25 protein-coding genes are annotated in these 23,639 nt (G+C 61.8%); 17 read left to right on the plus strand and 8 right to left on the minus strand.

Annotation, left to right across the window (positions count from 1 at the left end; translation table 11 throughout):
- Positions 1 to 214: 214 nt before the first annotated feature.
- From ABH944_RS42865 to araD, 4 genes are all read right to left on the minus strand, one after another.
- Positions 215 to 1,285 (minus strand): LacI family DNA-binding transcriptional regulator, encoded by a 1,071-nt coding sequence (locus ABH944_RS42865; RefSeq protein ID WP_404615213.1) that lies wholly within the window; start codon positions 1,283 to 1,285, stop codon positions 215 to 217.
- Positions 1,286 to 1,368: 83 nt separating this feature from the next.
- Entirely contained in the window at positions 1,369 to 2,703 is a 1,335-nt protein-coding gene (locus tag ABH944_RS42870) for an MFS transporter (RefSeq protein WP_404615215.1), read from the minus strand.
- Positions 2,704 to 2,755: 52 nt separating this feature from the next.
- On the minus strand, positions 2,756 to 3,490 hold the full coding sequence (locus ABH944_RS42875; RefSeq protein WP_404615217.1) for a ribonuclease activity regulator RraA: 735 nt from the start codon (positions 3,488 to 3,490) through the stop codon (positions 2,756 to 2,758).
- Positions 3,491 to 3,508: 18 nt separating this feature from the next.
- A complete protein-coding gene (araD, locus tag ABH944_RS42880) occupies positions 3,509 to 5,311 on the minus strand; it encodes an L-arabinonate dehydratase (protein WP_404615219.1) in 1,803 nt (600 codons plus the stop codon).
- A 294-nt stretch (positions 5,312 to 5,605) separates the two neighbouring features.
- On the opposite strand from araD, the gene ABH944_RS42885 reads away from it, so the two are divergent.
- The 7 genes from ABH944_RS42885 (at position 5,606) to ABH944_RS42915 (ending at position 11,452) form a co-directional block, all read left to right on the plus strand.
- Positions 5,606 to 6,481, plus strand: coding sequence for an AraC family transcriptional regulator (locus tag ABH944_RS42885; RefSeq protein WP_404615221.1), 876 nt, complete (start codon positions 5,606 to 5,608; stop codon positions 6,479 to 6,481).
- A gap of 87 nt (positions 6,482 to 6,568) precedes the next feature.
- On the plus strand, positions 6,569 to 7,492 hold the full coding sequence (locus ABH944_RS42890) for a PhzF family phenazine biosynthesis protein (RefSeq protein WP_404615223.1): 924 nt from the start codon (positions 6,569 to 6,571) through the stop codon (positions 7,490 to 7,492).
- Positions 7,489 to 8,007, plus strand: coding sequence for a RidA family protein (locus ABH944_RS42895; RefSeq protein WP_404615225.1), 519 nt, complete (start codon positions 7,489 to 7,491; stop codon positions 8,005 to 8,007). Before ABH944_RS42890 ends, ABH944_RS42895 begins: the two co-directional genes overlap by 4 nt.
- An 82-nt stretch (positions 8,008 to 8,089) precedes the next feature.
- Positions 8,090 to 8,842 carry a transporter substrate-binding domain-containing protein gene (locus ABH944_RS42900; RefSeq protein ID WP_404615227.1) on the plus strand — a complete coding sequence of 251 codons (753 nt, stop codon included), beginning with the start codon at positions 8,090 to 8,092 and terminating at the stop codon, positions 8,840 to 8,842.
- Entirely contained in the window at positions 8,839 to 9,495 is a 657-nt protein-coding gene (gene glnP / locus ABH944_RS42905; RefSeq protein WP_404615229.1) for a glutamine ABC transporter permease GlnP, read from the plus strand. The genes ABH944_RS42900 and glnP overlap by 4 nt, the downstream gene beginning before the upstream one ends.
- On the plus strand, positions 9,492 to 10,220 hold the full coding sequence (gene glnQ / locus ABH944_RS42910) for a glutamine ABC transporter ATP-binding protein GlnQ (RefSeq protein ID WP_404615231.1): 729 nt from the start codon (positions 9,492 to 9,494) through the stop codon (positions 10,218 to 10,220). The genes glnP and glnQ overlap by 4 nt, the downstream gene beginning before the upstream one ends.
- 47 nt (positions 10,221 to 10,267) lie before the next feature.
- A complete protein-coding gene (locus ABH944_RS42915; protein ID WP_404615233.1) occupies positions 10,268 to 11,452 on the plus strand; it encodes a serine hydrolase domain-containing protein in 1,185 nt (394 codons plus the stop codon).
- Between the two features lie 128 nt (positions 11,453 to 11,580).
- Here the strand turns inward: ABH944_RS42915 and ABH944_RS42920 are convergent, their stop codons facing one another.
- Positions 11,581 to 12,426: a phytanoyl-CoA dioxygenase family protein gene (locus ABH944_RS42920; RefSeq protein ID WP_404615270.1), complete on the minus strand. Its 846-nt coding sequence runs from the start codon at positions 12,424 to 12,426 to the stop codon at positions 11,581 to 11,583.
- Positions 12,427 to 12,743: 317 nt separating this feature from the next.
- Here ABH944_RS42920 and ABH944_RS42925 point away from each other — a divergent pair, with 317 nt between their 5' ends.
- From ABH944_RS42925 to ABH944_RS42940, 4 genes are read left to right on the plus strand one after another with little or no spacing between them, the layout of a single operon-like run.
- On the plus strand, positions 12,744 to 13,817 hold the full coding sequence (locus ABH944_RS42925) for a fatty acid desaturase (RefSeq protein ID WP_404615235.1): 1,074 nt from the start codon (positions 12,744 to 12,746) through the stop codon (positions 13,815 to 13,817).
- A gap of 32 nt (positions 13,818 to 13,849) precedes the next feature.
- Positions 13,850 to 14,200, plus strand: coding sequence for a non-heme iron oxygenase ferredoxin subunit (locus tag ABH944_RS42930; RefSeq protein ID WP_404615237.1), 351 nt, complete (start codon positions 13,850 to 13,852; stop codon positions 14,198 to 14,200).
- The gene (locus ABH944_RS42935) at positions 14,197 to 14,412 is read left to right on the plus strand and encodes a hypothetical protein (protein ID WP_404615239.1); all 216 of its coding nucleotides are present in this window, start codon (positions 14,197 to 14,199) and stop codon (positions 14,410 to 14,412) included. The genes ABH944_RS42930 and ABH944_RS42935 overlap by 4 nt, the downstream gene beginning before the upstream one ends.
- On the plus strand, positions 14,403 to 14,684 hold the full coding sequence (locus tag ABH944_RS42940) for a hypothetical protein (RefSeq protein WP_404615241.1): 282 nt from the start codon (positions 14,403 to 14,405) through the stop codon (positions 14,682 to 14,684). The genes ABH944_RS42935 and ABH944_RS42940 overlap by 10 nt, the downstream gene beginning before the upstream one ends.
- Here the strand turns inward: ABH944_RS42940 and ABH944_RS42945 are convergent.
- The 3 genes from ABH944_RS42945 to ABH944_RS42955 form a co-directional block, all read right to left on the minus strand.
- Positions 14,674 to 15,714, minus strand: coding sequence for a LacI family DNA-binding transcriptional regulator (locus tag ABH944_RS42945; protein WP_404615243.1), 1,041 nt, complete (start codon positions 15,712 to 15,714; stop codon positions 14,674 to 14,676). The genes ABH944_RS42940 and ABH944_RS42945 overlap by 11 nt on opposite strands.
- A 262-nt stretch (positions 15,715 to 15,976) precedes the next feature.
- Complete coding sequence (locus ABH944_RS42950; protein WP_404615245.1) at positions 15,977 to 16,558, minus strand: hypothetical protein; 582 nt, start codon at positions 16,556 to 16,558, stop codon at positions 15,977 to 15,979.
- 46 nt (positions 16,559 to 16,604) lie between these two features.
- Positions 16,605 to 17,522 (minus strand): LysR family transcriptional regulator, encoded by a 918-nt coding sequence (locus ABH944_RS42955; RefSeq protein ID WP_404615247.1) that lies wholly within the window; start codon positions 17,520 to 17,522, stop codon positions 16,605 to 16,607.
- 232 nt (positions 17,523 to 17,754) lie between these two features.
- On the opposite strand from ABH944_RS42955, the gene ABH944_RS42960 reads away from it, so the two are divergent.
- The 6 genes from ABH944_RS42960 (at position 17,755) to ABH944_RS42985 (ending at position 23,606) form a co-directional block, all read left to right on the plus strand.
- The gene (locus tag ABH944_RS42960; protein WP_404615249.1) at positions 17,755 to 18,549 is read left to right on the plus strand and encodes a 5-oxoprolinase subunit PxpA; all 795 of its coding nucleotides are present in this window, start codon (positions 17,755 to 17,757) and stop codon (positions 18,547 to 18,549) included.
- 15 nt (positions 18,550 to 18,564) lie between these two features.
- The gene (locus tag ABH944_RS42965) at positions 18,565 to 18,807 is read left to right on the plus strand and encodes an acetyl-CoA carboxylase (RefSeq protein WP_404615251.1); all 243 of its coding nucleotides are present in this window, start codon (positions 18,565 to 18,567) and stop codon (positions 18,805 to 18,807) included.
- Positions 18,808 to 18,811: 4 nt separating this feature from the next.
- On the plus strand, positions 18,812 to 20,221 hold the full coding sequence (locus ABH944_RS42970; RefSeq protein ID WP_404615253.1) for an acetyl-CoA carboxylase biotin carboxylase subunit: 1,410 nt from the start codon (positions 18,812 to 18,814) through the stop codon (positions 20,219 to 20,221).
- Complete coding sequence (locus tag ABH944_RS42975; RefSeq protein WP_404615255.1) at positions 20,218 to 21,093, plus strand: 5-oxoprolinase subunit B family protein; 876 nt, start codon at positions 20,218 to 20,220, stop codon at positions 21,091 to 21,093. Before ABH944_RS42970 ends, ABH944_RS42975 begins: the two co-directional genes overlap by 4 nt.
- Positions 21,083 to 22,078: a 5-oxoprolinase subunit C family protein gene (locus ABH944_RS42980; protein WP_404615257.1), complete on the plus strand. Its 996-nt coding sequence runs from the start codon at positions 21,083 to 21,085 to the stop codon at positions 22,076 to 22,078. Before ABH944_RS42975 ends, ABH944_RS42980 begins: the two co-directional genes overlap by 11 nt.
- Before the next feature lie 175 nt (positions 22,079 to 22,253).
- Complete coding sequence (locus tag ABH944_RS42985; RefSeq protein WP_404615258.1) at positions 22,254 to 23,606, plus strand: purine-cytosine permease family protein; 1,353 nt, start codon at positions 22,254 to 22,256, stop codon at positions 23,604 to 23,606.
- Positions 23,607 to 23,639: the final 33 nt, after the last annotated feature.

Here is a 23,639-nt window from a genome sequence, read left to right on the forward strand (position 1 = left end):
TGACGTGCCGCCACGCACAGTGGCTAATAGTGATAAAGAGAAAATCCGACTCTCGCAGACCACTAACCCTGAAAGCAGCAACCCGGCATTGACCCCGACCGCTAACGCAAGAACCTGGCACCCCGGCACTAACCCCAACCACTACCCCTACAACCTGACCCTGCCCACCAGCAAACCCAAACCCACGAGTGCGAACGAAACCCCACCGAATGACTCAAATCGTCTGCCGCTCGACAATTTGAAAACCCACATCGAGCACGTTCGCTTCCTTCACGCCTTTCAGGCGCTCTAACAAACAGCGCGCCGCATTTACGCCAATGCGCTTGCCGTCCACGCGCACGGTCGTCAATTGCGGGGTGGTTTCCGAAGCGAACTCCAGATCGCCAAAGCCGCAGATAGCCAGTTGAGACGGCACGTCTATACCGCGGCGTTTGGCCTCTCCAAGCACGCCGATAGCAAGCAGGTCCGAGCCGCAGAAAACCGCATCGAGTGACGGCATCTGCTCCAGCAGCTTGGGCAAAGCTGCCTTGCCGATGGCCACCGAACTCGGCGGCACAACAATCACGTCCGCTATATCGTGAATTCCGGCGCGCACCAGGCGCTCACGAAAACCGGTGATACGCGCGATCGCACGATCGTCGTTGGCAGACACCAAGCCAGGATGCGAAACACCTCGCGCAAGGAACCGCTCCGCAACCGCAACGCCTACCTGATAGTGCGAGAAACCGACGAGCATATCGATCGGCGTCTCGGTCATGTCCCACGTTTCCACAATCGGAATACCAACATTGCGCAAGCGTTCGCGCAACGAATCCGTATGCGCGACACCCGTCAGCAACACCCCTTCCGGGCGCCGGCTCAACACAGCGTCGAGCAGCGTTTCCTCGTTTGAATCGCTGTAGCTGCTCAATGCCAGCAGCACCTGATAACCGGCCTTCGACATGGTCTCGCTGAACACCTGAACGGTCTCGGAAAACAACGAGTGCGAGATGGTCGGGACAATCGCCGCTATGAGCCGCGACTTCGCCGACGACAGCCCGCCAGCCAGCCGGTTAGGCACGTATCCAAGCTTCTGCACGACCTGACGCACGCGTTCGAGCGTTTCCGGCGCCACCGATTCCGGATTGTTGAAAACGCGCGAAACCGTGATAGGCGAGACACCCGCGACAGCCGCAACATCGGTAATGCGCAGCCCTTTCGGACCGCCGCGCGAGCGCTTGGGTGGAGCACTCTGCGCTTCGTCCGGGGCGTCGATGGGAAAGTCTGTCGTCTTGTCGTTCGGCATGGTTTGCTTGGGTGAGGAAGGCTCGGCGTGGCTAACGCGGGTATTGTAGTCAACGCCGGCCGCGCCTTGTCGCAGGAACAATTCTAGGCCGCTTCCGCCCTCCTCTGATTGCCCGCCTCCTGCGTACCGCCATGACGGTTACGCCGAATCAAGATCAACGTGACGACACCGAACGTAAAGAGACATGCCGCAGGAATCAGCATGGGCGCCTTCGTGCTGCCGCTCACCTGCCGGACCCACGGCACGAGGTTCTGCGCAATAAAACCGCCCACATTACCCAACGAATTGATCGCCGCGATTCCGGCCGCGGCGCGCGCGCCAGTCAGGAACTTCGGCGGCAGCGTCCAGAAACACGGCAGCAGCAAATACATGCAAGGTGCGCCAAGACTCAACGCAATGAAACGCAGCGTGTTGGTCGGCAGGAACACGCTGCCGAGAAAGAACATCACACCGAGTACCGACGCACAGAGCATCGCGGTCATCGTCCGGTCGGCGGCACGCAACTTCGAAGGCAACCACACCAGCACGATAGTCGCGAGCAGCCACGGCACAATGTTGATCAGACCGTTGACGGTGTTGCTGACACCGAAGCCCTTGACCAGCGTTGGCAGCCAGTAGCTCACGCCATACACCGACATGGACAGCATCATGTAATACAACGCCATGCCGATCACACGCGGTTCCGTCAACACGCTCAGGAAGTTTGTCTTGCCCGCTTCGGTTTGTGCCGCGAGCGTGCGTTCGTTGTCGAGCGTATCGGCCAGCCATTTCTTTTCCGCCTCCGACATGAATTTTGCCTTGAGCGGAGACTCGGGCAAATACAGCAGCACGACAGCGGTCAGGAGAATGGACGGTATGCCCGTGACAATAAACACGAGCTGCCAGCCTTGCAGACCAAGGAGTCCGCCCTTGTCCAGCAGCCAGCCGCAAATAGGCGCACCCACCATGTTACCCAGACTGCTGCCCACCGTGAAATACCCCAGCATCCGCACCCGGTGCCGCGACGGAAACCACAACGTCAGGTAATAGATCACGCCGGGATACAGCCCCGCTTCGGAAGTGCCGAGCAGGAAACGCAGGACGTAGAACGTCGTGGCGTTTTTCGTGAACGCGAGCAGCACGGTGACAATGCCCCACGTCAGCATGATCCGTGCGATCCAGCGCGGCGCGCCGTACTTGTGCAGCATCACGTTGCTCGGCACTTCGAAGATCAGGTAGCCGATGAAAAACAACGACGCGCCCAGTCCATACGCCACTTCGCTCAAGCCGAGACTGCCCAGCATCTGCAACTTGGCGAAGCTGATATTGGAACGGTCGATATACGCGATCAGGTACAGCAGCCCGAGCAGCGGCATCAGCCTGAATGCCAGCCGGTTGACCAACGGTGTTTCATCTATCGCATGCGGAACGGTATTCACTGGGTCTCCTGCGCCCGCTGCGTGCCAGCGAGCCGTTATAGGTCGAACATCGTTATTGTTTTTGCGCACGCCATTGCGCGTAGGCCGCGAGCGTCTCTTCATTCGGCGGATAGGTGCCGCGCAACGGCCTGCCTTCATCAATACGCTGCGAGATGAAAACTTCCAGCTGCTCCTGCTCGGTCGCATCGCGCGCCACGTCTTCTGCCATTTCGTGCGGCACGATCACGACGCCGTCCACATCGGCGACGACAATATCGCCCGGATACACCGCCACGCCGCCGCACGCTATCGGTACGTTCATATCCACCGCGTGATGTTTGGCGAGGTTCAGCGGCGCGCTCGCGCCCGCGCACCACAGCGGCAGGCCGAGGTCGGAGATCGTGCCACTGTCGCGGACAGCGCCGTCGGAAACCATGCCCGCCACGCCGCGCTTAGCCAGCCGGAGCGCGAGAATCGACCCCACCGACGCCACCGAGCGGTCGCCGCGGCAGTCCTGAACCAGCACGCTGCCCGGCGGCGCGCTCTCCACTGCCTTGCGCTGCGGATGGTCAGGATCCTGGAACACGCCGACGTGATCGAGGTCTTCACGCGCCGGAATATTGCGCAGCGTGAATGCCGGTCCAACCAGGTTGGGTGCGCCCGGCGCAGGTTTGACAAGCGGCGCGACGCCTTGCAGGAACACGTTGCGCAAGCCGCGCTTGAACAACTGCGTGGTGAGCGTCGCGGTGCTGACGTGGCGCAGCAATTCGAGCGCGGCGCTGCTGACGGGGGTATCGGATGAGGTCATGAAAGGTTCTGAATAAGGTTAGTGAATCTCGGGTTCGTCGCGTTGTGCGCTCGCGGCCGCCGCGGTCCCGGTTTCGGCCTCAGACGATTTGGTCACCGGTTCTTCCAGGAAATCGAAGTCGCAGCCCTTGTTTGCCTGCGTGACGTGAAGCTGATGCATCACCCCAAAGCCGCGCTCGAACGGACGTTTCGGCGCCTTCCATGCTTGCTTGCGCGCGGCGAGTTCCTCGTCGCTGACATCGAGATGAAGACGTCGGCCGGGCACATCGAGCTCGATCATGTCGCCGTCTTTCACCAGCGCAAGCGGGCCGCCGACAAACGATTCCGGCGCCACATGCAGCACGCACGCGCCGTAGCTCGTGCCGCTCATGCGGGCGTCCGAGATCCGCACCATGTCTCTCACACCCTGCTTCAGCAGCTTCTGCGGGATCGGCAACTGGCCCCACTCCGGCATGCCGGGTGCGCCCACCGGACCCGCGTGTTGCAGCACGATCACGGACTGCTCCGTGATGTCGAGATCTTCGCTGTCGATGCGCGCCGCCATATCGGCGTAATCCTTGAATACGACGGCCGGTCCGCGCGCCTTCAACAGGTGCTGCTCCATCGCGGCCGGCTTGATGACGGCGCCATCGGGCGCGAGGTTGCCGGTCAGCACGGCCAGGCCATCGCGTTCCACCACCGGGTTGGCCCGTTTCCGAATCACGTCTTCGTCGAAGATCTCCGCGCCCGCGATGTTTTCACCGAGCGTCGCTCCGCTCACCGTCATCTGCGTGCCGTCGATCAGGCTGCCCAGTTCAACGAGCAACGCGCGCAAACCGCCTGCGTAGAAGAAGTCTTCCATCAGGTATTTGCCAGCCGGGCGCAGGTTGGCAAGCACCGGCGTGATGCGCGCGAGTTCATCGAAGCGCGCGGTTGTCAGGTCGATACCCGCGCGGCGCGCGACCGCCACCAGATGCACGATCGCGTTCGTCGAACCCGACATGGACAGCACGGTGGTGACGGCGTTATCGAATGATTTCGCGGTCAGGATGTCCGATGGTTTCTGGTCGGTCCAGACCATCTCCACAATCCGCTGGCCGGTCAACGACGCAAACTGCGCGTGGCGCGAGTCGACTGCGGGTATCGACGAAAATCCGGGCAACGTCAGGCCAAGCGATTCCGTGGCGGTGGTCATGGTCGACGCCGTGCCCATGGTCATGCAGTGACCCGGCGAGCGCGCAATGCCGCTTTCGATGCCCTTCCACTCTTCTTCCGTGATCTTCCCGGCGCGCAGTTCCGCCCAGTACTTCCATGTGTCGGAACCGCTGCCGAGCGTGCGGCCGTTCCAGTTGCCGCGCAGCATCGGGCCTGCGGGCAGGAAGATTGTCGGCAGGTTCATGCTGATCGCACCCATCAGCAGACCGGGCGTGGTCTTGTCGCAGCCGCCCATCAACACGCAGCCGTCGAACTGGTACGACTTCAGCAATTCCTCGGTTTCCATCGCGAGGAAGTTTCGATACAGCATGGTCGTCGGCTTCTGGAACGGCTCGGCCAACGTCATCACGGGCATCTCGACCGGGAAACCGCCGGCCTGCCAGACGCCGCGCTTCACCTCCTCCACGCGTTGCTTGAAGTGCGTGTGGCACGAGTTGAGCTCGCTCCACGTGTTGACGACGGCAATGACCGGCTTGCCCATGTAATCGGAAGGGTGATAGCCCATTTGCGCCGTGCGTGAACGGTGTCCGAACGAGCGCAGATCGTTCACGCCATACCAGCGGTAGCTACGCAGTTGTTCAGGAGTCTTGCGGGGGGGCCGGGGATTTGATGGCAAAGTCGAAGACAAACTTGTTCTCCTTGGTAGCGTTACCAATTGCGCTTGAATTGACAAATGGTAACGCTATCATTTGGGAACGTCCGTAGGGGATTTCACGAATAAGGAGAGGGTTCCTGGCGAATGCCACTGCATCCGTACAGCACCGATGACGAACGCCATACCCCGCCGTATTTTGCGCTGCTATCCTCGCCGCATCCCGTTCATGCCGGGCCGGCGCCGTCCTGAGCGCGTTGCGCGACGCGCATCCATCCCAAGGCCGGCGAGGGGTATGACACCCATTTAATATTGCATGGGAGGTTCGCCATGCTGCGATCGTTCAACCTGCTCTGTCAGCCGGCCGACAAGGGCCTGCTGGTCGCCGCCGACGACGGCCACGCGACGCTCACCGGCGGCGGCACCTACGCAATGCCGTGGCACTGGCACGATTGCCTGATGTTCATCCTGCCGAGCCACGGCGCCGTCGAGCTTCGGCATGAAGACCAGCGCGCGGGCACGTGGCTCTCGCAGGATCGCTTCGCGGTGGTGCCCTCGGGACGGGCGCATCAGACCCGTGCAGGCTTCGCCACGCACACGCACGTCGCGGTCTACGTAACCGATGAAGCGCTGCAAAAGTTCGATACCGGGATCGGCTCACTCGGCGAATTCCGCCGGCGCACGCGCATCCCGATCCTCGTGCGCCGAACTTCCGCGATTCGCGCACTACAGGAAATCTCGCTGCGCAACGACATGGGCACCTATGGCGGTCCAAGCATTCGCCAGGCTCTGTCGTCGGCCTTGCTGATGCAGTGCATTGGCGAGGTCATCACCGGCGAGACGATGCCGGGGACTTCACCACGAGAGCACGGCATGGCGCTGGTTACCGAACTCGAAGCCTTCGTGACCCGCCATGCCGATCAGGACATCCCGCTCGACGCCCTGGAAGAACGCTTCGGCATCTCCCGCCGTCACATCACGCGTCTGTTCCGCGAAGGCACCGGCCTCTCGATCGGCGAGTTCCAGCAGCGCAAGCGTTACGAGAATGCCTGCCGGCTGCTCGCCGAAACGGACCTGCCGGTCGGCGAGGTGGCGTTTCGTGTCGGTTTCGAAAGTGGCGCGGCCCTCGCGCGCGCCATGCGCCGGATCGGCGGCCATTCGCCCTCTGACCAGCGCACAGGGATGGCCCGTTCGGTCAAAAGTTAAGGCCCGCTCGAGCGCGCGGCGCAGCGCCGATCCCCGTAATCTGACCGGATGGAAACACATTCCCCGGTCAGCGGGGCTCATACCGTCATGCCTCAGCGCCAAACAGTCGACCACGCAGTCGAACTCGTCAGCGTGTTCGCCGCCGGTCCCGGTGGTGGCAACCCGGCGCCTATCGTGGTCGATGCCGCCGGCATGTCCGACGCGCAAATGCAGGACGTGGCCCGGCGCTACGGCCACGAAAGCGGCTTCGTCCTGCCGGCCCCGCCTGATTCCGGTTGCGACTACGAGTTTCGCTTCTGGGTCCCCAACCACGAGATGCCGATGTGCGGACACGCCACGGTCGGCGCGGTCTGGCTGCTTCATCAAACCGGGCGATTACAGCGCGACCGGCTGACCATCCAGACCCGCAGCGGTCAGGTCAGAGTCCGCATCACCGGGGACACGGACGAAGGCGCCGCAGTCGAGATTTCCCAACCGGCGGGCCGTATCGATGCATTGCCGGAAGCGCAACTCAGCCGGGACGAGATCCTCGATGTGCTCGGCATCAGCGCCTCGCAACTCGCGCCGCTTCCAATCCAGAACGCCTGCACAAGCCGCGTCAAGACGCTGATTCCGCTCACCAGCACAGAGGACGTTGACGGCCTTCAGCCACGCTTCGAGAAAATCGAGGCACTGTGCGAGCGGATCGGCTCCACCGGCCTTTACCCGTACGCCATCTTCGACGCCGCCCGGCAAATCTTCGACGCCCGGCAGTTTCCGCGCGCCTCGGGTTATCCGGAAGACGCCGCCACAGGGATCGCGGCCTCCGCGCTTTCTTTCGGTCTCCTGGCAAATGGCATGGTGGAAGCATCCGCACGGACCATCACGATCCGTCAGGGGCGCGCGATGAAACGCCCGTCGCAAATCTCGGTGCGCTTCAGTCTTGGCGCCGGTATCGAGCACGGCCAACCGGACGGCTGCTGGCTAGGCGGCCCGGTTTGCTTCGAAGCGGACAGCGGAGCCCCGTCATGACGATCGATATCGCCGGCCGGGTGGCGCAACTAGGCATGACCTTGCCGCTTACGCCATCGCCGCGAGGTGCCTATGTGGGTGCGGTCATCCACAACGGCATTGCTTACATCAGCGGCCAGGTCAGCCGTGTCGGCGACGGGATCATCGCCGGACCAGTCGATCGCGATACACCGCCCGACGTCATCCAGCTCGCTGCACGGGCCTGCGTGCTGCGTGCCCTGAGCGTGCTCGTCGCAACGCTGCCGGACACGACAGCGGTCGATCGCATCCTGTTCTTGCGCGGCTTCGTCAATGCCGTGCCCGAGTTCGTGAACCACAGCCAGGTCATGGATGAAGCCTCGACCCTGCTCCGCGAAATCTTCGGTGAAAGCGGCCGGCATGCGAGGTCGGCGCTAGGCGTTGCCGGCCTGCCGGGCGGCGGCCTGCTCGAAATAGAACTCACTGTCGCGCTCACGTCCGTGTCTGATCAACGTCCGCAGGAACGCGCCGGCTGCGGCGTCAGCACCGAGCCATAACCCGACACCAGGACATGACAAACACCGGACCGCCGTGGAAGCGCCAGGCCCGGCACGATTCCCTTACCGTGGAGGAAACACCATGAATCGCCGTCAACTGCTGCAACTCGGGCTGGCAGCCGCACCCGCCATCCTGCTGTCCCGATCCGTCCAGGCTGCCGACGCTGAACTGGTCGTCGGCTCCAACGTAGGCGCACCACCCTTCGCGTTCAAACAGGGCGACACCTATACAGGCTTCGATGTCGAAGTCTGGAACGAGATCGCGAAGGGCCTGAACCGCAAATGGCGTCTGCAACCGATGGAATTCGGCGCGCTGATCCCGGCGCTTCAGACTCGCAACATCGACGTCATAGTTTCGCAACTATTCATCAAGCCCGAGCGCCAGCAGGTGATCGATTTTTCCGATCCGTACTATAAGAGCGGCCTGATCGCGGTGACCCGCATCGATAACGCCACCATCCACACCCCGGCCGATCTTGCCGGCAAAGACATCGGCACCGAAACGGGCACGCTCGCGGTGGGTTACATCAAGGACCACGTCAAGGACGCGACGGTCGAGCAGTTGCCCAGCATCAACAACGCGCTGCTGGCGCTGGAAGCCGGCCGCACCGACGCGGTCGTCTACGACAAACCCCTGTTGCTCTATTACGCCAACACCGCCGGCAAGAACAAGGTAAGAGTCGTGCAGCCGCCTCTGGAGGGCCTCGACGTGGGCATCGGCTTCCAGAAGGGCAGCCCGCTGGTTGCCGCGGTCAACCTTCAGCTCGCCGCCATGAAGGCCGACGGCCGGCTCCAGGCGCTAAACCGGAAATGGTTCGGCGAGGCGTCGTCATGAGCTTTGACTGGGCGGCAGTCATTGCCGCGCTGCCGGACCTGCTGCAAGGCCTTCGGCTCACCCTCCTGATCGCCCTGGCCGGGTTGGCCGGGGGCGTTGTGCTCGGCATCCTGGCGGGCGTTGCGCTGACCTACGGCGGCCGGCTCGCAATCGTCCCCGCCCAGGTCTATGTGGCGTTGATCCGCGGCACCCCGATCGTGGTCCAGGTGATGTTCGTCTACTTCGCACTGCCGATCATGATGAACATTCGTATCAGCGCGACCAGCGCCGCAATCATCACCCTGATCGTCAACTCGGGCGCCTATAACGCGGAGATCATCCGCGGTGCGCTCGACGGCGTGCCGCTCGGACTGCGCGAGGCCGGTCTGGCGATGGGCCTTCCCTTTCGTACTGTATTGGTTCACGTCATCACGCCAATCGCGTTTCGGCGTGCGTTGCCGGCGATGGGAAACCAGTTCGTCAACCTGGTCAAGGACACCTCGATCTTTCTCGTCATCGGTGTTGGTGAACTGACCCGGCGAGGGCAGGAAATCATGGCCGAGAACTTTCGGGCGGTGGAAATCTGGACTGCGGTGGCGGTCATCTACCTGCTCGTGATCAGCCTACTCGCGCTGAGTCTGCGAATGCTTGAACGGAGAGTACGCCTGCCATGAGCATGATCGAATTTCAGCAAGCTTCGAAGCATTTCGGCGCCCACGTCGTTCTCCATCCGCTCGACCTCGCGATCGAACGGGGAGAAGTCGCGGTTATCGTTGGCCCTTCAGGGTCCGGCAAGTCGACGATGCTACGCTGCATCAACGGGCTCGAAAAAATCAGTGGCGGCGACCTGCGCGTGGACAATATCAGCGTGCTGGGTTCCGCACGCGACGTCAGGCGCATCCGGCTCGAAGCCGGCATGGTGTTCCAGCAGTTCAATCTGTTTCCGAACCTCACGGCGATGCAGAACGTCATGTTCGGACCGATCCGGGCGCGCGGCCAGACGCGGGCGGAAGCGCGCGAGATCGCCGCCGCGCTTCTGCAGAAAGTAGGTCTGTCCGAGCGGATGCACCACTATCCGTCACAGCTTTCCGGCGGTCAGCAGCAACGCGTCGCAATCGCGCGGGCGCTTGCCGTCCAGCCAAAACTGATGCTGTTCGACGAACCGACTTCGGCACTCGATCCGGAGTTACGCCAGGAAGTCCTCAAGGTCATGCAGACGCTTGCCAACGAGGGCATGACGATGGTCGTGGTCACCCACGAAATGGGCTTTGCGCAACGCGTAGGCTCCCGGCTGCTGTTCATGGAAGCTGGACGTGTGGTGCACGACGGCAAGCCCGTCGAGATGCTGTCGGCGCCGCCGGGCGAACGCTTTCGCGAGTTCCTGCAGCACGTTCATTGATGCCCTCGCTTTTTCACGACCACCCGCCATAGGAGCCTGCAGGCAAGATGATCCCTTCACAGTTCGAAACCGACTACGGTTTTCGCCGGGACAGCGTTCGGCATGGCAACTGGCGCGAAGCGCCCTGGAATGTCTGGGCCTTTCGCCATGTCCACGAGCTGATCCCGACGGCGCGAATTCCGGCCACGCCCGGTCTCGCCGAAGAACCCAAGGTCGATACCACCGCGCTGACCGGGTACGAATTCGTGCTCGACGGCGAACGGCGCACGGTCGCTTCGGTTCTCCGGCAGACCTCGACCGATGCCATCACGGTGATGCGGGCCGGGCGTTTCGTTGCTGATTTTCACGCGCCGCACTTTACCCTGCAGAGCCGGCACATCTTGTTTTCGGCCAGCAAGTCGGTCGCGGGCCTGCTCGCCGGCATCCTCGTTGGCGATCGTCTTCTGGACCCCGACGCACCGGTCGCGCATTACGTGCCTGAGCTCGCGCAGTCGGCCTTTGGCGACGCCCGCGTCAGGCACGTGCTGGATATGCGCACCAGTCTCGCGTTCAACGAAGACTACATGGATCCGAACGACGCCTATGCCCGCTATCGCCGGGCCGGCCTGCTGGACCCGCAGCGAGACGGTGACAAACCGGAGACGGTGATCAGCTTCATTGCTTCGCTGCCCAAGGGCGCGAGTGAGCACGGCGGTCCGTTCCATTACTGTTCTCCGAACTCGGACGTCCTCGGCCTCGTGATCGAGCGTGCTTCGGGCATGCGTTACGCGGACTTCGCGGCCACGCGTCTGTGGCAGCCGCTCGGGTTGCGGCACGACGGCTGCGTGACGGTGGACATCGCCGGCACCGCGCGCTCGGGCGGCGGCCTGTGCATGACCGTCCGCGATCTGGCGAGGATCGGCGAGTTGGTGCGCCAGGGCGGCACGGTCGACGGCCGCAGGCTGATACCCGCGGACTGGGTAAAAGATACGCTGACGGGCGGGAGCGCCGAGGCATGGCGACAGGGGAGCTTCTCGGTCTGGCTGCCGAACGGCAAGTACCGCAACAAGTGGTATCAGGTCGGCAACGCGAGTGGTGCCTGCTTCGCAATCGGCATCCATGGACAGTGGTTATACGTTGACCCGGCACGGGAGACGGTGATCGCCAAGTTTTCCTCACAACCGGAACCGACCAATAACGACATCAAGCTCCTGAACCTCGCCTTGTTCGAAGCGATCGCTGCGATGACGTGAGGCGGCGGCCTCCTTCTCAAGACACGCCCGAACGGCGGCATCAGCGGTATGTGCGCGCTGCCGGAGACTACCGCGATGAATCAGCGCGTGCGCTTTTGAACGCGTGCCGAAACGCTCCGAACGCTGAATCACCGCATGGCGTTTTTCCGACCCTCGGCGTTCGTCGCAACGCCGATCGCATCGAGATTCTGCGGATACGGAAAGTTCAAGCCGAGCAACTGCCGCATTGTCGGGCTCGCGTTCCTGACGAACGTTTCGCCCACCATCGCGCGCAGGTCTTCCATCGGCTTGACGAACTTGGGCAAGTATTGAATCAGCACCGCGCTGCGATCCTGCGTACTGTGATTTGGCATGGCGCAGTGCCACGTCGCACCGAAGAAAACAATCGCGTCACCAGGCTCCGCTTCCATGCGCTCGCAGCGTTCGAAGAACGCGTCGCCTTCGCCGGGATAACGCAATTCATGCTGCGTGTGCGGCACAAAAGCCGTCGCACCCGTTTGCGCCGTGAACGGATCGAGCGGAATGGTCACTTGCGCGTTGAGCGGAAAACTCGTGTTGATGCCGAGGGGAAATGTCGTCGGCGCATGAAAGTCCCAGTACGGGTAGTCGATATGCGGTTCCTGTCCGGGACCGTCCGGCAGGATGCGGTTCGCCGCGATCGACCCCATGATGAAGTCGTCCCCAAGGAATAGCCGCATGGCAGCGACGATAGCGGGCTGCTCGGCCATCTCCGAAAACACGTCGCCTTTGGCCAGCAGGTTCCACACGCGCCGCTGCAAATGCAACCGCTGATCCTCAGCCGCCTGACCCTGGAAATGCGTGACCGTCTGCGCGCGGTCCTGCGAATGCGCCATCACCACGCGGCGCGCTTCCGCCACTTGCGCCACGCTGAACACGCCGCGAATGCGCACTGCGCCCGGTCCGCGCAGCAGCGCTTCAACTACCCCTTCAGGCGTCACCGCACTGACTTCCATGCTGTTCACAGCAGTCTCCTTGACGATCAACGCAGCACTCCGGCTGCTAGTTCACACAAGCATAGAAGACGGCTTTCACCAATGCAAAAGAAATTTCACATGCAAATTTAGTGGAATTTAATTTCTATTTCAATCAGCCATAGCTGTCGCGGCGCGCAGGCTCGTTTGATGGAAATCCATCATTTTTCCGAGTGAGCGGCAAGCGCAGGTCATCTATCGTTGTCTCAACAAGAAGGCCGTCCGGCAATTGGCAGTGACGGGAGGCGCGCAAACATCGCTTGAAGATCGCCTGAACATAATCAAGCAGGAGACAACCTATGTCCTCGACTCCCGACGTCAGCGGCGGCGATGCGGCCAAACCCGGCCTGACCGACCCGACGCTCGACGAACGTATTGGCCAGCAGTGGTATCAGCCGCGCATTCCGCGCGCCGTCCTGAAAGAGCTGATGAAACGCAGCGACGCCGAGGGCCTCCGCAACTTCGTGCCGTGGCTGTTGCTGCTGGTCGTGTCCGGTCTGGTGGCGGCGTTCTGCTGGGGCACGTGGTGGGCGGTGCCGGCCTTTCTGGTCTACGGCACGATCTATTCGTCCAGCGACGCCCGTTGGCACGAGCTCGCCCATGGCACGCCGTTCAAGACCCGCTGGCTCAACGACGCCTTCTATCACCTGTCTTCGTTCATGACGATCCGCGAAGGGTACTGGTGGCGCTGGAGCCATGCGCGGCATCACACGCACACGTATTTTCAGGAGCGTGATCCGGAAATCCAGGTCGCGCGGCCAACCAAGGTCTGGCCGATCATCGTCGATTTCTTCGGACTGCTGGGTAGTTCGCTCGAGATCCGCAAGATCGTACGGCATGCATTCGGCCGGGTGGATGCCGCCACCGATGCGTTCCTCCCGGCAACCGAAAAGCCAAAGATGATCTGGTCGTGCCGCATCTATCTACTAGTGATCCTGGGCACGATCGGACTTGCTATCGCACTCCGTAGTTTCCTGCCGCTGATGTTCGTATGGACGCCCCGTTTCTACGGCGGCTGGCTGCATCAGTTGCTCGGCCTGACGCAACATGCAGGTCTCGCGGTCAACGTGAAAGACCATCGGCTGAACACACGCACGGTCTACATCAATCCGGTCTTCCGCTTTCTGTACCTGAACATGAACTACCACCTGGAACATCATCTCCTGCCGATGGTGCCGTTCCACGCGCTGCCGCGTCTGCACGAGGTCATCAAGGATCAGTTGCCGCCGGCTTATCCGAGCCTTTACGCGGTGTATCGCGAGATGGTGCCCGCGTTATGGATACAGCGTTCCGACCCGGGTCATGTGATCGAACGCAAGGTGCCGGTTGAAAACGCCCCGCACGGCTCATTTGCGACCCAGTCGGGCATCTGAACCCGAACCACGCCAACAATCCGGAGGCTCTTGTGGCCGTTGAACCGAATGACATCGAATGGGTCGCCGCTTGCGCTGCCAGCGAGATCGCCGAAGAAGACGTAATCCGCTTCGATCACGCTGGTGCGAGTTACGCCGTGTATCGGATAGCCGAGGGCTTTTTTGCGTCGGATGGCTGGTGCACGCATGAACGCGCGCATCTCGCCGATGGTTTCGTGCTCAATCGCGAGATTGAATGTCCACTGCATCAGGGACGTTTCGATATTCCCACCGGCAAGCCCAAGAGCCCACCTGTCTGCGTGCATTTGAAGACTTACCCCGTGCGCATTCAAGGGGGTGAAGTGCTGCTCGGCGTACCGGCGCAAGCGAAGGCAGCTTCATGAAACGCCAACCCGCGATGGTGATTACCGGCGCCGGGCAAAGCGGAGCACGCGCCGCCCATGCGTTGCGCGACAACGGCTGGGACGGCGAGATCACGCTGCTCGGCAACGAAGGCGTTGCGCCTTATGACAGGCCCATGCGGATATGCACCGGATTCTCGATCAATCGTGGGCATCTCACGGCCGCGTCGCAAGCCGTGAGCAAGTGCAGATAGAGATCTCGTTCGAGCCGCACCGGATCTGGGTGGACCTGTTTCTCGACTGGTGGCGTTACGGGTTTGCCTCGTGGCAACGGCGCGCCGGTCCTCGCGACACGCTGGTCTTCACGTGCGAGCTGGGACCCAAGCCTTACGCAATCATCGGCCGGGATGGCAACGACACGACCGACCGCTGGGCCGAAGCCCTTCTGATGCACGACTGGATTCGCGAGCTCTGGAATGGCCTGAGCCGCGAGGAAAAACCCGCGCCGCTGGCGCTTAGTCGCTAAGCGGAAGGTTTTCGCGCAACAACACCGTGACCGGAATCTGCTGCGGCAACACCGCGCCGGGATCGCGATGATAGTGCCGCAAGATGATTTCGATAGAACGCATTGCTTCGGCAGCCGGATTCTGGTCGAGCACGGCGTCGAGCGTTCCTTCAATGAGCAAGCGCCGCGAAATGTCGTTGAGTTCGTGGCCCACGAACACCGTCGAACGAACGCGGTCGAGCGCCTGAAGCGCCGCGCCGACACCTTCGTCGCCGACTGAAATGTTGTAGATACCGCGCAGGTCGGGATAGCGCCGGAAGGCGTCGCGAGTCAGGCTTTCGGTGACCGCCGATTGCTCGCGGCTCTCAACCGTCTCCACGATGTCGCAGTTCGGGAAACGCCGCCGCAACACCGAACGGAAACCGCTTTCACGTTCTTCATGGCCGAGGAAATCATGCATGCCCGTCATCACGAGCACCTTGCCTCCCGCATCGCCCAGAAAGCGGCCCATCAACTCGGCCGCCACCCGTCCCGCGCCGCGATTGTCGATCCCCACATAAGCCAGCCGCCCCGTTCCCGGCAAGTCGCTGGCAAGCGTGACAACCGGCATCGCGCGACTGACCTGACGCAGTGCCGCCGTGATGTCGGGGTGCTCGTACGCGACGATGATCAGCGCGTCGGCCTTCTGTGTCGCGCGGTTGATGGTCTCGACCACGCGTGCCGGTTCGAGGTTGTCGAAGTAAGTCACCGCGCAGATCACGCGTTGCGCTTCGAATGCCTTCTGGGCGATTTCGAAACCCTGCTTGAGATAGATGTAATACGGCGCAACGGGCTGCTGCAACAGGATCGCGATGCGCAACCAGCGCACCGATACCGCGTCGAGCGCCCGATCGATCTTGAGCTTGCGCGCCCATTCGAGCACGCGCCGCTCCTTCTCGCGCGAAACGCCGCCGCGGCCGTTGAGCACGCGGTCAACGGTTGCTTCGCTGACGTCGGCGGCCCTGGCGATATCGGCCATGCTCGTCTTGCGGCGGTGGGTCAGGTCGGGCATGAGCCTTACACGTTTTAGGAAAGGGACGACGGGACTGGCCCGATGATCGCATCAACTCATCGGGCCATCAAGCTGGTGCAGGCGTGAAGCGTTGACAAGTCACCGGCCAGGAACGGCGATCACAAACGTCGGTTGAAGAAGTGACCGAGATGCTTTGATCGAATACAGGGTAGAGGGATAAATCGATGGACGCGCCACATCCGGGGGCAGCGCTTTAGAGCGCGTGATCAAGCCGGCGGAACCGTTGCACGGTTCCGTCAGCCTATGTGCCTTCAACCATTTTGCCCGCCATCCGGAAAGGATCGACCACCCACATTTCCTCGGCCCGGATTCGAGGCTGCTCAAGCACCAACCACTCCGCCAGCGGTGCAAGGCTTATCCCGGGTTGCGATGAACCACCGAAGGCCTCGGAAACGAATGGCGCATCGTCTTGCGGGCGACGAACGACCTGAACAATATGCGTAATCCCGCGCGGACGCGGGTGATTGGCCGCCCATGCAGGCGCTCCCATCTTCAACCCGATAGTCGCGCATCGCGGCAGGCTGGCAGCCGTGATCTCGCCTGCCTCAAGAATGAAGCCGGTCCGGATTTCAATCTCGTGAATGATCCGATCCGACCACGTTTGCAAGGCGAGCATGTCGTCAGCGCCAAACATTTCGCGCCCAGCCGCGTCGTTCTCCGCTTGCATGGCTTGCGTGAGAAGCAACGCTGTCCATCCCGAGCAATCGATGACGGGCGGGTTCGCGGACAGTCCCTCAGACTTCACCCCACGCTGATACCCGACCTGACCTGTGTAGCGCTGCACAAGCCGCCACATGGTGGCCTCGCCTGCCTCGAAGCTCATGGCCCAAGCCCTCGTCTTGTCAGAGATTCCGTCATGAAGATAAAAATTAAGCGGTGCTCGCGCTCGACCGGGGTTCCATGAACGTATGGCGGAAATACTCCCGTACTGCGTGCATGGCGGGGCTGAACTCGCGGTTCTTGCGCCACGCAAGTCCAACACTCATGGGCGGAACCTGATCGCGCAGGACCACGGTTTCGATCCGCTTGCCCTCCAGCGACCAGGGACGATAGACCATGTCAGAGAGAATGGCGACACCACTGCCGTTTGCCACCATGCTGCGCACAGCCTCCACCGACGACGTCCGCAGCTTCACGTTCGGCCTGTGCGGCGTATCGGTCCAATAGCGCAGCGCCGTGTACGCGGCTTCATCAACAGTCAGCATGACAAACGGTTCCGGCGCGACATCGGCGAGCGTAACGCTTTCGCGTTTTAGCAAAGGGTGATGCGCACAAAGCCAAAGCCTGCGCACTGAGTGAATCACCGGTTCCAGTACCAGCTCCGGGTTCGCCACGTTCGAGGTCAACAGCACCGCCATGTCGTAGCGTTCGCTGAGCAGGCCCTCTTCGATCGACTCCCGATTCAGTTCATGGAGATTGATGGAGAGCAGCGGATAAAGCGTGCTCAGCCGCTGCAGATGATGCGGCAGGAAATAGCCAATCACCGTATAACTCGCGGCAATAGTGAGGGTTCCGGTCAGCGTGCTTTCGAGATTCGGAATGCGCATCGCCTCTTCGACGGACGAGAGGATGGTGTAGGCCTGGTTCAGGAATTTTCGGCCCGTCTGAGTCAGGGTTACACCGCTCGACATGCGTGCAAAGAGCTGGGTGCCCAAGCTGTCCTCGAGTTCCTTGATCGCATTGGTCACCGCCGACTGGGAAATTGTCAGTTGAATGGCAGCCTGCGATATCTGTCCCAGTTCGGCCGTTGCCACGAAGTACTTGAGCTGCCGGAGAGTCAAAGCCATGGTACCCGCCAAAAATTGATATTGCCCGTCGCAATATCTTATCTTCGCAAAATCCCACGGTCGAGTGAACGGCAGCAAGAGACGAGCGGCCGGCGCTGCATCGAAAAAACAGATACGGGCCATCTGAAAATAGAACTATTTTGGCGTGCCGCCGCGCAATAAGGTTTATGTCATTGGCACTCCGGGGAGCGTTCGTGCTTACCCGGGCCGATGAATCAGGAGACACCCCATCGTGAAGAAATGCAGCATCGACCTGAATTCGGATATGGGCGAAGGTTTCGGCCCATGGACGATAGGCGACGGCGTGGACGCCGAGATCATGCCGCTGATCAGTTCAGCCAATATCGCCACGGGTTTCCATGCGGGAGACCCGAATATCATGGCGCGCACGGTTCAATCGGCGAAGGAAGCGGGTGTGGGCGTGGGCGCTCATCCGGGTTTTCGTGACCTGGTCGGATTCGGACGCCGCACGATTACCGAGTCGCCGCAGGCGCTGGTCAACGACATCGTGTTCCAGCTTGGCGCGTTGCGCGAGTTCGCAAGACTGGCGAATGTCGGCGTGCAGCACGTGAAGCCCCATGGCGCCCTCTACATGCTCGCAGCGCGGGACGAAGACCTGTCTCGCTGCCTTATTGGAACCCTGCAGAAAATCGATCCGAGCCTGCTGCTGTATTGCATGGAGTCCTCGGTCACTTACAAAGTGGCGCGCGAACTGGGCCAGCCCGTGGTCCGCGAGTTCTACGCCGATCGCGACTACGACGCGAGCGGTTCAATCGTTTTCACTCGTCGCGTCGGCCGGCTCGACCCTGCTCTGGTGGCTGCAAAAGTCTTGCGGGCCTGCATGCAAGGGCGCGTAACGACAGTCGAGGGCGACGAGATAGACATCGATTTCGATTCGGTCTGCATCCATAGCGACACCCCGGGCGCGCTCGAACTCGTCCAGGCAACGCGCGACACGCTGATTCGCAACGACATTCGCATTGCCGCGCCGCCACCGGCTTCCCCCAATAGTTTCCGATCCGCCTGAGACAGGAGTACCTCCATGGCCCTGCACGACATTGTCAGCCCTTTGCCCGGGACGTTCTACAGGCGTTCATCCCCCGACGCCGCGCCGCTTGTCGAGATCGGCAGCGAGATTGACGAGGGCGCGACCGTGGGACTGGTCGAAGTCATGAAACAGTTCAGCGAAATCGAAGCAACCGCCAAGGGCCGCGTGACCGAGATACTTGCCGAAGACGGCGAGCCGGTCGACGCGGGCCAGGTGCTGATGCGGATCGAGGGGTAAGCCAATGTTCCCGGAGACCTTCTACAAGCCTCAACGCATTCGCACCCTGCTGGTCGCCAATCGCGGCGAGATCGCGGTGCGGGTCATCCGCGCAGCGCAGGAACTGGGCATGCGGGCGGCCGTCACGGTGAGCGACGCCGACCGCGACAGCCTGGCCGTGCGCATGGCCGACCAGGCCGTGCCAATTGGCTCGGCGCATGCCGCCAAAAGCTACCTCAATCCCGCCGTCATTCTCGAAGCGGCCGGACAATGCGGCGCGGATGCGATTCATCCCGGGTACGGATTTTTATCGGAGAACGCGGCGTTCGCGGAGAAGGTGGAGACCGCCGGGCTGATCTTCGTCGGGCCACCCTCATCCATCATCGCGACGATGGGCGACAAGGCCCGTGCGCGTGCCACTGCGCAACGCGCAGGCGTGCCGACCGTGCCGGGCAGCGAGGGCGTTCTCGATTCGCTCGAGCAGGCGCGCGACGTTGCCGGCCGGATTGGTTATCCAGTCATGATCAAGGCCGCTGCGGGCGGCGGCGGACGCGGCATTCGCGTGGCGCACGATGCGGCGCAGCTCGATGTCGAACTGCCGCTCGCGCAGCGGGAAGCCCTCGCGGCGTTCGGTAACGCGGGCGTCTATCTGGAACGCTTCATCGGGCGGGCGCGTCATATCGAAGTACAAGTGCTCGGCGACGGCAAGAACGTTGTTCATCTGTTCGAACGCGAGTGTTCCCTGCAGCGGCGTCGACAAAAAATCATGGAGGAGGCACCGTCGCCCTCGTTGACGCCGGAACTGCGTGCATCGCTGTGCGAATCGGCGACGCGGCTCGCGCGTGAAGTCGGATATCGAAGCGCGGGCACGCTTGAATACCTGTTCGACGAAACACGCGGCGAGTTTTACTTCATTGAAATGAACACGCGCATTCAGGTCGAGCATCCGGTGACCGAAGCGATTACCGGTATCGACCTCGTGCGTGAATCGCTGCGCATTGCAGATGGCGAACCGTTGCGTTATGAACAACGCGACATCGTCATGCGGGGAGCCGCTATCGAATGCCGTATCAATGCCGAAGATCCCGAGCGCGATTTTCGCCCGAGTCCAGGCCGCATTGACGAACTGGTGTGGCCGGCCGGCCCCGGCGTGCGGATAGATTCAATGCTGTATCAGGGCTATACCATCCCGCCGTTCTATGACTCGCTGCTCGCCAAGCTCATTGTCTTCGACGAAAGCCGGCCGGCGGCGCTCGCGCGGCTCGATCGCGCGTTGCGCGAGATGAAGATAGGCGGGGTCAAGACCACGGCACCGCTACATCAGGCCATGCTTGCAGACGCGGATATTCGCGCGGGCCGGTACCACACGAATCATCTCGAGGCGTGGATGGCGCAACGTGCTGCAAAGCGAAGCCAAAGCGAGGAGGCGGCATGAGCATCCGTTATACATTCGGCGGCGACGAATTCATCTTCGTCGAGATCAGCGAGGACATGTCGCTCGATGCTTTCTTCAAAGGGACTGCGATCACGCGTGAGCTGCAGCGTCGCAACGTAGCGGGCGTAACGGAGATTTGTCCGGCCAACGCGTCGTATCAGGTTCGATACGATCCGGATGTGATCGCACCCGATACGCTGCTCGCCTTGCTCAAGGAAATCGACGCAGAAGTGGGCGACGCACCTCTGGAGCTGGAGACACGTATCGTGGAAGTGCCGGTGCTCTACAACGATCCGTGGACTCATGAGACGCTCATGCGTTTTCGGGAACGTCATCAGGATCCTTCATCGACTGATCTGGAATATGCCGCTCGCATCAATGGCCTGAGCAGCGTCGATGCGTTCATTGCCGCGCATTCAGGCACGCCGTGGTTTGTTTCGATGGTTGGTTTCGTCGCGGGCTTGCCCTTCATGTTCCAGATGGTCGAACGGTCCCGGCAACTCGAAGTACCGAAGTATCTGCGCCCACGTACCGATACCCCGAAACTCACCGTCGGCCACGGCGGTTGTTTCGGCTGCATCTACTCGGTGCGCGGCGCAGGCGGCTACCAGATGTTCGGCGTGACGCCCGCCCCGATCTTCGATCCCGGGCAACGCCTTTCCTACTTGCGCGACTTCATGGTGTTCTTCCGGCCGGGCGACATCGTCAAGTTCGCGCCGATCGATCGGGAAACCTATGACCGCAATCTGGCCGAGGTCGAAGCAGGCACATTTGCCCTACGCGTGAAACCCGTCAAGTTCGTATTGGGCGAATTCAAGCGTGACCCCGATGCCTACAACCGTTCGCTCGCCGAGGTACTCCATGCCGACTGACACCACCTGCGTGATGGAAGTAGTGAAACCAGGGCTTGCGACCTCGGTTCAGGATACCGGACGGCAAGGCTATTACTACGTCGGCATTCCACCCTCGGGTGCGCTCGACCAGTTTTCATTGCGAGCGGCGAACCTGCTGGTCGGTAACAGCGAAGATGCGGCCGCAATCGAATGCACGTTGCTCGGCCCCCAACTGGTGTTTCATTCGGACACGCTGATCGCCGTCACCGGCGCCGAGATGACCCCGAAGATCGATGGCGTCGCGCAGGCCTGCAATGTCTCGCTTCGTATCAAGGCCGGGAGCACGCTCACCTTCGATCACGTGAAGGCAGGCGCCCGTGCATGCCTTGCGGTGGCCGGCGGGTTCGACGTGCCGGTCGTGCTCGGCAGCCGCTCGACCTACACCCTGGGTGCGATCGGCGGACTCAACGGAAGGCGCTTGCAAAAGGGCGATCAACTGACAAGTTGCGCCCCCAAACGCCCGGCAAAGGAAGGACGCGAGTTGCATGCCGACCTCAGGACGCCGCTCGCCAGGGAAATTGAATTGCGGGTGCTGCCGGGGCTCTATCACCACCGCCTGACCGAAGAATCCGCCCGTACTTTCTTCGATGACACCTGGGTAGTTGCGCCGGAAGCGGACCGGATCGGCTACCGCTACAAACAGGGACGCGCCCTGCAATTCCGCGAACGCGTACAGCCGTTCGGCGCGGGCGCCGACCCGTCCAACATTGTCGATGCGTGTTATCCGATCGGTTCCATCCAGGTGCCCGGCGGGCTCGAACCGATCATCCTGCATCGCGATGCCGTCTCCGGCGGCGGCTACGCCACCATTGGCACCGTGATCAGCGCGGACATGGACCTCATAGGCCAGATGCAGCCGAATCATCGTGCGCGTTTTGTCGCTGTATCGATGGAACAAACGCTCGCTGCACGCCGTGTCGCACACGAAAGGCTGGCGCGTTTGCGTGAAGCGCTGGGCTATTAGGAAAGTACCCGTTTGAACTGAAGCAAACCCGCTGCGCCGTGCTCGTCACGGCGCAGCGCGGGAGGCGTTCGTCCGCAGTCAACCCGGTCGTCAACCCAGTCGTGCTTTTCTCTATAGCGGGCGTCAGCCGGTCGCGCCTGCTTCTTTCAATCTACTGCATGAAGGAGCAAGGATCATGGCCAACCTGTCACAGGACCCTGCGGGGCACGAACTGGATTTATCCACATACGCGGTTCCCGACAGCGCCCGCATGCCCGCATTTTCCCTGACGATGGCGTGGTGGGCTGTCTGCAGCGCTGTATTCTATATCGTGGTCGGTGCGGCGCTCGCGTTGCAGTACGGCACGCGCAACGCGTTGATCGGCATGGCGCTTTCCGTCATCTCATACGGCATTGTCAATTCGATCATCAGCCGTTATGCGATCCGCACCGGGTTGTCGGTCGCGTTGTTCTCGCGTGTGCTGTTTGGAGGCGCGGGTGCGGCGCTTGCCACGCTGATCTTCTTTGCCACGGCGATCTACTACGCGGTGTTCGAAGGCTCCGTGATCGCGGTCGCGGCGCACAACCTTTTCCCGGCACTGGACTATAAATGGGCCGCGCTGATCGTGGTCTGCTACAGCGTGCCGCTGGTGTTCGGCAGCGTCCAGCACTGGCTGGACAAGTTCAATGGCGTGTTGCTGCCCTTCTACCTGCTCGGCCTGCTGGCGGCAGTGGTCCTGACGACCCACGAGTACGGCTACAACACCGCATGGCTCGACTTCGGTCCCAAGGGAACGATCCCCGCAAACGGCTGGTGGAATTGTTTCGTGTACTACATGGGCGTCTGGATCCTGATGATGTTCACGTTCGACTACGCGCGCTTCGGCCGCCAGAAAGATGCGCCCTATCACGGCCGCTTCAACTTCGGCATGCCGTTCTACCTCGTGACGTTCCTGCTCAACGGCGCGGTCGGGATCTATCTGGTCAGCACGATCCCCGGATTGGGACCGCTCTCGGAAGTGTCGGTGGTGCTTGCATTGCTGAAGCTGATGGGAATTTGGGGGTTGCTGTTCGTGTGGGTCACGCAATCCCGTATCAACACGGCGAACTACTATCTCGCCGCGATCAACATGCAGGCGTTCTTCCGCAAGGTCGCTGGATTGCACGCGCCGAAGTTCGCGTGGGCGCTTGTGGTGGGTGCGGTGGTGTATGCGCTGATGATGGCTGACGTGTTTTCAAAGATCCTTCAGGCACTCGCGTACCAGGGCATCTTCGTGGTGGCATGGGTGGGTGTTGCGCTTGCTCATATCCTGTCGACCCGGGTCGATACCTTGCTCGGCGCCGAGATCGAGTGTCGCGATTCACATGTGCCGGCATTCAATCCGGGCGGACTGACGGCATGGTTCGCCGGCGCGCTGGCGGGCTTGCTGCTGATGAACCTTCCCGGTGCGCTGCAATCGTTCTCCGCGCCAGCCACGTTTGTCGTGTCGTGGCTGGTCTATCGGGCGATGCTCGTGGCGGCTAAACGAACGTGGTTCGTGCGCGGCTGACACGCGGCTGAGATGCGGCCAGGACGTGGCTAA

The sequence above is a fragment of the Caballeronia udeis genome, from assembly GCF_044909315.1.
Taxonomy (GTDB): domain Bacteria; phylum Pseudomonadota; class Gammaproteobacteria; order Burkholderiales; family Burkholderiaceae; genus Caballeronia; species Caballeronia udeis_A.

Excerpts from the sequence above, each read along its gene's own strand:
- ABH944_RS42955 (WP_404615247.1), bottom strand. The coding sequence starts at position 17,522 with ATGGCTTTGACTCTCCGGCAGCTCAAGTACTTCGTGGCAACGGCCGAA.
- ABH944_RS42895 (WP_404615225.1), top strand. The coding sequence starts at position 7,489 with ATGACGATCGATATCGCCGGCCGGGTGGCGCAACTAGGCATGACCTTG.
- ABH944_RS42865 (WP_404615213.1), bottom strand. The coding sequence starts at position 1,285 with ATGCCGAACGACAAGACGACAGACTTTCCCATCGACGCCCCGGACGAA.
- ABH944_RS42980 (WP_404615257.1), top strand. The coding sequence starts at position 21,083 with ATGCCGACTGACACCACCTGCGTGATGGAAGTAGTGAAACCAGGGCTT.
- ABH944_RS42875 (WP_404615217.1), bottom strand. The coding sequence starts at position 3,490 with ATGACCTCATCCGATACCCCCGTCAGCAGCGCCGCGCTCGAATTGCTG.
- ABH944_RS42890 (WP_404615223.1), top strand. The coding sequence starts at position 6,569 with ATGCCTCAGCGCCAAACAGTCGACCACGCAGTCGAACTCGTCAGCGTG.
- ABH944_RS42925 (WP_404615235.1), top strand. The coding sequence starts at position 12,744 with ATGTCCTCGACTCCCGACGTCAGCGGCGGCGATGCGGCCAAACCCGGC.
- glnP (WP_404615229.1), top strand. The coding sequence starts at position 8,839 with ATGAGCTTTGACTGGGCGGCAGTCATTGCCGCGCTGCCGGACCTGCTG.
- ABH944_RS42900 (WP_404615227.1), top strand. The coding sequence starts at position 8,090 with ATGAATCGCCGTCAACTGCTGCAACTCGGGCTGGCAGCCGCACCCGCC.
- ABH944_RS42915 (WP_404615233.1), top strand. The coding sequence starts at position 10,268 with ATGATCCCTTCACAGTTCGAAACCGACTACGGTTTTCGCCGGGACAGC.
- ABH944_RS42935 (WP_404615239.1), top strand. The coding sequence starts at position 14,197 with ATGAAACGCCAACCCGCGATGGTGATTACCGGCGCCGGGCAAAGCGGA.
- ABH944_RS42920 (WP_404615270.1), bottom strand. The coding sequence starts at position 12,426 with ATGGAAGTCAGTGCGGTGACGCCTGAAGGGGTAGTTGAAGCGCTGCTG.
- ABH944_RS42970 (WP_404615253.1), top strand. The coding sequence starts at position 18,812 with ATGTTCCCGGAGACCTTCTACAAGCCTCAACGCATTCGCACCCTGCTG.
- ABH944_RS42985 (WP_404615258.1), top strand. The coding sequence starts at position 22,254 with ATGGCCAACCTGTCACAGGACCCTGCGGGGCACGAACTGGATTTATCC.
- glnQ (WP_404615231.1), top strand. The coding sequence starts at position 9,492 with ATGAGCATGATCGAATTTCAGCAAGCTTCGAAGCATTTCGGCGCCCAC.
- ABH944_RS42945 (WP_404615243.1), bottom strand. The coding sequence starts at position 15,714 with ATGCCCGACCTGACCCACCGCCGCAAGACGAGCATGGCCGATATCGCC.
- ABH944_RS42975 (WP_404615255.1), top strand. The coding sequence starts at position 20,218 with ATGAGCATCCGTTATACATTCGGCGGCGACGAATTCATCTTCGTCGAG.
- ABH944_RS42950 (WP_404615245.1), bottom strand. The coding sequence starts at position 16,558 with ATGAGCTTCGAGGCAGGCGAGGCCACCATGTGGCGGCTTGTGCAGCGC.
- ABH944_RS42965 (WP_404615251.1), top strand. The coding sequence starts at position 18,565 with ATGGCCCTGCACGACATTGTCAGCCCTTTGCCCGGGACGTTCTACAGG.
- ABH944_RS42885 (WP_404615221.1), top strand. The coding sequence starts at position 5,606 with ATGCTGCGATCGTTCAACCTGCTCTGTCAGCCGGCCGACAAGGGCCTG.